The organism is Blautia sp. 1033sp1_1033st1_G9_1033SCRN_220408 (genome assembly GCF_040929965.1).
GTDB lineage: Bacteria > Bacillota > Clostridia > Lachnospirales > Lachnospiraceae > Blautia_A > Blautia_A ammoniilytica.
In genome coordinates this window covers 21,268-29,518 of sequence record NZ_JBFKZO010000029.1, presented here as the reverse complement: position 1 = coordinate 29,518, position 8,251 = coordinate 21,268, and the positions used below count along the sequence as shown (strand labels likewise).

The 8,251-nt window shown below is 42.2% G+C and carries 9 protein-coding genes and 1 pseudogene; all 10 read left to right on the top strand.

Translation table 11 applies throughout. From position 1 onward, the window contains the following. Positions 1–118: 118 nt before the first annotated feature. Positions 119–454 carry a DUF3784 domain-containing protein gene (locus AB5916_RS15920; protein WP_009319994.1) on the top strand — a complete coding sequence of 112 codons (336 nt, stop codon included), beginning with the start codon at positions 119–121 and terminating at the stop codon, positions 452–454. A 490-nt stretch (positions 455–944) separates the two neighbouring features. After that, positions 945–2,241 (top strand): annotated as a pseudogene (gene ltrA / locus AB5916_RS15915) (group II intron reverse transcriptase/maturase). Positions 2,242–2,578: 337 nt separating this feature from the next. Beyond that, positions 2,579–2,920, top strand: coding sequence for a DUF3848 domain-containing protein (locus tag AB5916_RS15910; protein WP_368191749.1), 342 nt, complete (start codon positions 2,579–2,581; stop codon positions 2,918–2,920). Continuing rightward, positions 2,917–3,711 carry a DUF932 domain-containing protein gene (locus tag AB5916_RS15905; protein ID WP_173729328.1) on the top strand — a complete coding sequence of 265 codons (795 nt, stop codon included), beginning with the start codon at positions 2,917–2,919 and terminating at the stop codon, positions 3,709–3,711. Before AB5916_RS15910 ends, AB5916_RS15905 begins: the two co-directional genes overlap by 4 nt. 120 nt (positions 3,712–3,831) lie before the next feature. Further along, positions 3,832–4,779 (top strand): YqaJ viral recombinase family protein, encoded by a 948-nt coding sequence (locus AB5916_RS15900; RefSeq protein WP_368191746.1) that lies wholly within the window; start codon positions 3,832–3,834, stop codon positions 4,777–4,779. Positions 4,780–4,793: 14 nt separating this feature from the next. Continuing rightward, positions 4,794–5,498, top strand: coding sequence for a hypothetical protein (locus AB5916_RS15895; protein ID WP_173771176.1), 705 nt, complete (start codon positions 4,794–4,796; stop codon positions 5,496–5,498). Positions 5,499–5,581: 83 nt separating this feature from the next. Then, the gene (locus AB5916_RS15890) at positions 5,582–6,193 is read left to right on the top strand and encodes a DUF5688 family protein (RefSeq protein WP_368191744.1); all 612 of its coding nucleotides are present in this window, start codon (positions 5,582–5,584) and stop codon (positions 6,191–6,193) included. A gap of 2 nt (positions 6,194–6,195) precedes the next feature. Continuing rightward, positions 6,196–7,305 carry a tyrosine-type recombinase/integrase gene (locus AB5916_RS15885; protein WP_368191743.1) on the top strand — a complete coding sequence of 370 codons (1,110 nt, stop codon included), beginning with the start codon at positions 6,196–6,198 and terminating at the stop codon, positions 7,303–7,305. 134 nt (positions 7,306–7,439) lie between these two features. Then, positions 7,440–7,781, top strand: coding sequence for a nucleotidyltransferase domain-containing protein (locus AB5916_RS15880; RefSeq protein WP_158422362.1), 342 nt, complete (start codon positions 7,440–7,442; stop codon positions 7,779–7,781). Further along, entirely contained in the window at positions 7,768–8,193 is a 426-nt protein-coding gene (locus tag AB5916_RS15875; RefSeq protein WP_158422361.1) for a HEPN domain-containing protein, read from the top strand. The genes AB5916_RS15880 and AB5916_RS15875 overlap by 14 nt, the downstream gene beginning before the upstream one ends. The last annotated feature ends 58 nt before the right edge of the window (positions 8,194–8,251 follow it).

Below are 8,251 nucleotides of genomic sequence, written 5' to 3'. Positions count from 1 at the left end.
AACGAAAGGGCAGTTTTTATCAGAACTCAAGGCTGCTTTTTCGTTTACACCAACTCCGATTGTTTCCTTAACAGTTTTTGAAACTGAGAAATTGGTATTTTAAGAGGAGGTATGTATTATGAATATAGGATTTTGGTCATGTATAATTTTGGTTATACCATTTGTAATTATAGGTGTGTTATTTGCGATTTTTAAGGAAAAAGCAACTAAATTTGTTTCAGGATTTAATTCATTTTCTAAAGAAGAACAGGCAATGTATGATAAAGCTCAGATCTCTCGTGATATAAGAAATCAGTGCTTCATATGGACTGTTATAATGTTAGCAGGAGCGACATTATCCTGCTTTTTAACCCCATATATGGCTATACCAACCTATATTATTTGGTTAGTTCTGTTTTTTAGAGAAGTCCACTTTGATAATCATAAAGCGTTTAAAAAATATTTATTAAAATAAATTCCAGTTGTGCGCCCAGCTAAGGGTGTGTAGTCAAGCCGGTGGGATTCCGGTTTATCCAAGGTTTAGCCAACCAGATAATAGCGAGTCTTGGGATGATGCCGGTAACGGCATCTGACAAGCGTAGACAGCAAGAAAGCAGGGTTGAATAGTGATTGAGCTTCGAAACGTTAACTTCAGTCGGTCGACGTCTTAACTGGTGCGGAAGGCAATATCATGTAATGCGATATGGCGAGTGTTATGTGGCACTGCGGAGTCAGAGAACCAATCATGTTTTACATTGTGAATACACATCAACTGGGGAGAACCCGCCATTTCTCGAAGAAGAGTATGAAGTTGCAACTGAAAACGGAGGATTTCAAATGAATGGTAGGTGGTCGGACAATCCCATAGTACTGTAGAAATCGGGCAATGCTGATTGAGGGAAGGGGATTGCATAGTAAAGGTCTTACTGAGGACACATTATCCGTACTCAGGGACGGAGGAAATAATGGAAACGAAATTAGTAAGAATAGCTGAGATATCGGCAACATCAAAACATCCTATATTTACATCAGTGTACCACTTGATAAATGAAGATATGCTAAAGCAATGCCATAAGGAATTAGATGGGAACAAAGCAGTCGGAATTGACAAGGTAACTAAGGATGAGTATGGGAAGAACCTTGATAGAAATATCAAGGAACTGGTACAGAGGTTGAAAAAACAAATCCTTTAAGCCACTTCCGTCACTGAGGGTATATATACCTAAAGGAAATGGAAAGAAACGACCATTAGGGATTGCTTCCTATGAAGATAAGATTGTACAAATGGCAGTGAAGAAAATACTGGGAGCTATTTATGAACCGAGATTCCTAAACTGCATGTATGGATTCAGACCGAATAGGGGGTGTCACGAAGCAATAAAAGAAGTATACCAACGGATAAGCTATGGAAAAATCAGCTATATCGTAGATGCCGATATCAAAGGTTTCTTTGACCATATCGACCATGATTGGATGATGAAGTTCCTTGAATGGAATATACAGGATAAGAACTTATTGTGGCTAATACGTAAATACCTTAAAGCAGGAATAATGGAGCAAGGAAAATTCGAGCCAACAGAGGAAGGTTCGGCACAAGGCTCAGTAATGAGTCCGATGCTTGCAAATATATACATGCATCATGTGCTGACGCTGTGGTTTAAGCTGGTGGTGCAAAGGGAAATGCAGGGAGAGTGTTTTCTCGTCAACTTTGCGGATGATTTTGTTGCAGGATTTCAATATAAGTCAGAAGCTGAAAGATACTATAAAGAGTTAAAGGAACGAATGGAAAAGTTTGGACTGGAGCTGGAAAGTAGTAAAAGCAGACTGATTGAATTTGGGAGATTTGCAGAGCAGAATCGTAGAGCAAGAGGAGAATGTAAGCCTGAAACATTTGATTTTCTGGGATTTACCTTCTACTGTAGCAAAACTCGAAAGGGAGGTTTCGTGCCAAAGGTACAGACTTCAAGGAAGAAGTTTGAGCAAAAGGTTAGAGCATACAAGAACTGGATTTACGATAATCGAAATCGACCAATGCGAGAAATAATTAAAGAGTTGAACGTAAAACTAATTGGACACTATCGGTATTATGGTGTTACATGGAATTTTCGGAAGATAACAACATTCCGGCATAGAGTACAACAGTTTCTATTCAAAGCCATGAATCGGAGAGGTTGTAGACGGGCATACACATGGAATGGATTTGTGGAAATGCTCAAGTATTACCCGTTAGCAAAACCTAAAACGTACTATTGTTTATATTGAAGCGAATGTTACTATGAGGAGCCGTATGCGGGAAAGCCGCACGTACGGATCTGTGAGGGGCTAAGATTGAGAGGTCTTAGTCTACTCGACTGTGGAATTGGAGCAGTGTAAAAACAAGTTCAAAATTTCAATTACATATTATAACTATGAAAAAGCAAAGGCTGAAACATTCCTTTGCTTTTTTCATGTCCAAATATATCAGAGAAAGGAGCTATGCCAATGGATTTTTCATGGGAGCTGTTATTTGAACTGCTGGGTAAGGTTGCAGATACAATCGGTAATGTTCTCGGCGGCACAAAGAAAGATTGAGAAAAACGAAAACAGGAGGTGATGAAACATGGGAGAGGATGAAATTGTAAGGCTGTTCAATGCCAAGATCAAGCTGGAACGGAAGCAGTATAAGAAGCGAGTATTACAGTTAGCCCCAGAGAGGATTTACCAGAGGGCGTATCAGATCAACTGCCGGGAGAATATTGCAGAGACTTTGCTGGAAAAGAGCGGTGAGATGAAATTAGAGGTCCTACGCTGTCTCCTGGTTCTGCCAAATGTGATCCAGTTCTTTTTTGCCAGGTGGATGGGAAAAGGAGATTCTTTCCAGCTGGAACTGGAAAACAGCATGGATACCGAGATCAAGGAAATTGGGCTGCTCCTGGAGCAGGAAGAAACGGAGGCAGCATGAAGAAGAGAGTCATGTGTGTACATACGGAGCTGGTAAGGGAAGGCTCCGTATTATACGAGGGGAAAGATGGAAACACAGGTATTACAACAACAGAGGAGGCTGCAGGTTTTGCAGCCTCTTTTTTCGGCAAGCAGGATAAGGAAGGAGTGCGCTACGAAACAGCAGGATCCCTGCAAGAGGGGAGAAGGGTGTGGCTGCTTGCAAGGCTTCCAAGGGAATATATCATTGCCGGCGAGCGTATCAGCCCATACATGGTATTTTCCAATACCCATGACGGTTCCGGTGCGGTGAAGACGGCGCTTACCCCTATCCGTGTAGTATGCAATAATACGCTTAACCTTGCCCTGCGCACGGCAAAGCGGAGCTGGTCTATGATCCACACAGGGGATATCAGCGGAAAGATCGAGGAAGCGAAGAATACCCTGTTCCTGGCAGACGAGTATATGTCTGCTCTTGGAAAAGAGTTTGAAAATCTGAGGGGAATCAGGCTGTCTGAAAAACAGGTCATGGATTATATCGAGATTCTGCTTCCGGTAGAAGAAAATTTCACCCCACAGCAGAAGCGTGGCATAGAAAGACTGAGAGAAGACATGAGAATGCGCTACTTTGACGCTCCCGATCTGAAAGACGTAGGAAACAATGGCTACCGCTTTATCAATGCAGTATCGGATTTTGCAACCCATTCTACCCCAAGAAGAAAGACTGCAAATTACAAAGAGAATATCTTTGCCAGAACCGCAGATGGAAATCCGCTGATCGACAGGGCATATCAGATGGTGCTGGCAGCATGAGAGGTGAAAAATGAAGATTTTTGAGATGATAGCAGGGATCTGCTTATTGGTATTTGATATTTTGGTAGCGGTAGACCAGTTTATTAAGGTAAGAGATATTTTAAAAAAGGGGAAGACAGAATGAAAAAGGAAAATATGATTTCAACAAAAGATCTGACACGGGAAAAATGGCTGGAACTCCGCAGAAATGGTATCGGAGGCTCTGATGCTTCCGTAGTGATGGGGAAAAATCCCTGGCGTTCCATCCAGCAGCTGTGGGAAGACAAGACTGGCAAAACACCGGTGCAGGAGAACTCCAACGAGTATACATACTGGGGCAATGTGATGGAGGGGATTATCCGTAAGGAATTTATGAACCGTACAGGTCTGAAGGTACGGCAGAAACATTTCATGATATTTCATCCGCAGTTTCCATTTATGTTTGCGGATGTGGATGGTATTGTCACAGACGAATATGGAGAAAAGTGTATTTTTGAAGCTAAGACGGTCAGCCAGTACCGGGAAGATGAGTGGAAGGATGGGAAAATTCCTGTGGAGTACATGCTGCAGGTCCAGCATTATCTGGCAGTCTGCAATATGCAGAAAGCGTACATTGCGGCTCTGATCGGCGGCAACCATTTTATATATTATACGATCTTGCGTGATGAAGAGATGATTGCTGACCTGGTCTATGCAGAGAAAAAGTTCTGGGAGTATAACGTAAAGTGTGATATCCGTCCGGAGATAGATGACTCCGAGGCAACGAAAGAGTTTCTGGACAGAAAGTATAAGGAATCCGTGAAGGACAGTGTCCCGCTTGACCATTCCCTGGTGAAAGTCCTGGAGGAATACCAGGATGTAAGTGACCAGCTGAAGGATATGGAGAAGCGGAAAACCGGCCTTTCCAATCAGCTAAAAGCTGCCCTTGGGGAGCATGAAGAAGGAAAATTTGACAACGGTCAGATTGTACGCTGGAAACGGATTGAGAAGAATTTACTGGATTCTAAAAGACTGAAAGCAGAGAAGCCGGAGATTTATAACCAGTATACCAGTGTAAATGCTTACCGCACCCTGTCCATTGCGTCTTAAAGGGGGCTGGTACTATGGCTGTGGAATCGAAGATAAGAAGCTTACATGCAGATGAAATCGAATGCAGGGTAGGCAGTATCGGTGAAAAAGGAATCTCGCTTCTGTTATATAAGAATGCAAGGGTAGACCAGGCAATCCTGGATGAAGTCTTTGGCATATATGGCTGGCAGAGAAGCCATATGATGATTGGAAATTCCCTGTACTGTACCGTGAGTATCTGGGACCCGGAGAAAAAGACCTGGATTTCCAAGCAGGATGTGGGAACAACAGGGGATTTTGAAAAGGAGAAAAGTGCTGCTTCGGATTCGTTCAAAAGAGCGTGCGTGAATCTGGGGATTGGAAGGGAGCTGTATACGGCTCCCTTCATTTTTATCCCAGCCAGTAAAGTGGTGGTTACAGAGAAAGACCGGAAGAAGGTTGTGAAAGACAGTTTCAGTGTAAGTGCAATCACTATTTCGGCAGATAAGGTCATTACAGGGATTTCGGTTATCAATCAGAAGAAAGCGGAGGTTTTCAGATGGGGAAACTTAAACGCTGCAGAGAAGAACAATGGAGATGCAAACGAGGAATGGCAGGAACTGTACAGGGAGCTGGAAAGGACGAAGGTGCCAGAGGAACAGATTCTAAAGCGGTATGGTGTTAAGTCTCTTTCCGAACTGGATGAGGTATCAAGGAAAAGAGCACTGAATGGACTGAAACGAACAAAATCAGCCGCCTGATTATGGGCGGCTAATCGAGAAGCTGGAAATTGTAGATATGGGATGACGCAGCATTTAGTTATGTCAGATCCAAGAGAAAATGTATGGCAGTCAGAAGTACCGCTGCGGAGCTACAAAGAGTAAAAATAACGGAGGAATTGCAGATGGATTACATGGAATTTAAAAATCAGATGTTAGCAGAGATAGAGGAACGCCTTACTGAAAAAGAATATGCCTGTTATGAACCGGCAGATGGCAATATGCTGGAAGAAAGTCTGGTGATCCAGGAAGGAAACGAGCCGATAAGATTTGGTGCGACTACGACAAGCATGTACCGGGCTTATAAATCCGGTTACAGTATAAGGCAGATTGCAGAAGAAATCATAAGGGAAAAAGAGGCACATAAGGAAATCAAGGGGCTGGAAAAGATCAGAATGCTTGATGATTATGAGCGTGTGAAGGAAGACTTATATATTCGTATTGTCAGTACAAATAAAAAAGTGACAGTACTGGAACGAGGAATTTACAGAAAGATTGGGGATATCATTTTGGGGGTGTATCTGCGGATAAATGAGGATGATGGAAAACTGTGCACAACACTGATAGACAATACTTATCTGGATAAGTGGGAGCTGTCAAAAGAAGACGTTTTGGAGCAGGCTATGGATAATACCGTGAAAATGGCACCGCCAAGATTTTATGACGGTAGGGAATAAGGATGAGAGGCAAAGATTTATATGAGGCTCGTTTTACATACAAGGGAGAAACATATGTCCTGTACAATAAAAACCTCAAATTGCTTCAAAATGAACTAGCTGCCAAGAGATATGAAGTTGAACATGGATTTTTTGCTAAAGAGAGCAAAGTGACCGTAGATTCCTGGTTCCATACGTGGATGGAAGAGTACAAGAAAAATAGCGTCAAGTATGGAACTTACAAGGTATACCTGGACGAGTATAAGGTACATATTAAAGAGCCTCTGGGGAGAAGGCTGCTGAAAGATGTTAGGGGAGAACATATCCAGAAGTTATTTAATGATATGGCTAAGCGTTATAGCCATACGACTGTCAATCTGGTAAGAGTTATATTAAGTGGGATGTATACACAGGCGGTTCGTAACGGAATGGTATTGCGAAATCCGGTGAAGAACACTTCTATCAAGAAGAAAAAGCGGAAAAAGAAGATCCGTGTGATGACAACGGAAGAACAAAACCTGTTTATGAGATATTCGAAGAGCAGCCAATTCTGTGACCTGTATATGGTAGCTCTTGGAACTGGAATGCGTAGCGGAGAACTGCGTGCGTTACAATGGTCAGACATAGATTTTGATAATAAAATCATACATGTGAATGGGACTTTGAAGTACATAGCCAAGGCTAAAGTAAAATATATGATTGATGAGCCAAAGTCTGAAAGTAGTAAAAGGGACATTCCAATGCTTGACAATCTGGTGACTGTACTACGAGAGCACAGGAAGCGCCAGCTCGTGACAAGAATGCTTCTGGGGGATAAATGGAGACCAGAGCCTGGTTTTGAAAGTCTGGTGTTTACAGGCGGTTTTGGAAGGTGTATTTCTGAGAATGCATTGTATCAGGACATGAAAAAAATCATAGTTCAAATCAGGGAGGACGGACATGTGTTTGGAGCACATACACCTCATTCGTTGCGGCATACATTTGCAACAAGGGGCTTTGAGAGAGGAATTCCGCCAAAGGTCATGCAGGAAATCTTGGGGCATAAGTCTATCACGATGACTCTGGATATCTACTCACATGTACTTCCAGATAAGAAGGCTGAGGAGATCAACAAGTTGGCGGCGATGTTTTAGCGGAAGTAGTAAAATGGTACAAAACGGTGGAAATAGAACTGCAATTCGGGTATAATAAAAATAACAATAGGTTCTAAGATTTGTTAGCTGTGAAGGACACAGCTGATAGATATTGTATTATGGGAGGTGACATTATGCCAAAGCGTATGCAGAACTTGATTGAACAGTATGTAGAGGCGATTAAGAAGATATATGGTTCGCATGTAAGGCAGATAATTTTGTATGGTTCTTATGCCAGAGGCGATTTCAGACCGGATTCGGATGTTGATATTATGATTTTGGTGGATATGTCTGACCTGGAATTGAAGGCATATGGACAGCAGCTTTCGTATATGACTTATGATTTTAACATGGATCACGATCTTGATATAAAGCCGATAGCAAAAAGTGAAGCACATTTTAACAAGTGGATCATGAACTATCCGTTCTATTCTAACATTCATAAAGAAGGAGTAGTGTTATATGGAGCAGCCTAACCAGGAAATTGGCACCAGGAAAGACCTTGTCCTATATAGACTGGAGACCGCGAGAAAAGATCTGAGATCGGCAAGAGCTTTGCTGGCAATAGAAGATTACAAAGGTGCCAACAACAGGGCTTATTATTCAATCTTTCACGCAATCAATGCGGTGCACGCGGTCAGTGGAAAGGCTTATAAGCGTCATAAGGACGCTGTAGCCAATTTTAATAAGGACTATGTTCGGACTTCTATATTTCCCAGGGAAATGGGGCGGAAGATCGGGCAGGCAGAAGAGATTCGTCACGCCAGCGATTATGACGATTTTTATATTGCAAGCAAAGAAGAATCCGAGAGGCAGATTTCTGTTGCTGATGAATTTATAGTATTGGCAGAGAAATATTGTATGGAACAGCTTCAGGAGAAGAATTAGAGTGGGGGCAGTCAAAGAACTGTCCTCATTTTTATTATAGGAGAGAGCTAAAACTGGG

Coding starts and splice junctions, on each gene's coding strand:
- AB5916_RS15895 (WP_173771176.1), top strand. CDS start 4,794: ATGGCTGTGGAATCGAAGATAAGAAGCTTACATGCAGATGAAATCGAA.
- AB5916_RS15885 (WP_368191743.1), top strand. CDS start 6,196: ATGAGAGGCAAAGATTTATATGAGGCTCGTTTTACATACAAGGGAGAA.
- AB5916_RS15905 (WP_173729328.1), top strand. CDS start 2,917: ATGAAGAAGAGAGTCATGTGTGTACATACGGAGCTGGTAAGGGAAGGC.
- AB5916_RS15890 (WP_368191744.1), top strand. CDS start 5,582: ATGGCAGTCAGAAGTACCGCTGCGGAGCTACAAAGAGTAAAAATAACG.
- AB5916_RS15880 (WP_158422362.1), top strand. CDS start 7,440: ATGCCAAAGCGTATGCAGAACTTGATTGAACAGTATGTAGAGGCGATT.
- AB5916_RS15910 (WP_368191749.1), top strand. CDS start 2,579: ATGGGAGAGGATGAAATTGTAAGGCTGTTCAATGCCAAGATCAAGCTG.
- AB5916_RS15875 (WP_158422361.1), top strand. CDS start 7,768: ATGGAGCAGCCTAACCAGGAAATTGGCACCAGGAAAGACCTTGTCCTA.
- AB5916_RS15900 (WP_368191746.1), top strand. CDS start 3,832: ATGAAAAAGGAAAATATGATTTCAACAAAAGATCTGACACGGGAAAAA.
- AB5916_RS15920 (WP_009319994.1), top strand. CDS start 119: ATGAATATAGGATTTTGGTCATGTATAATTTTGGTTATACCATTTGTA.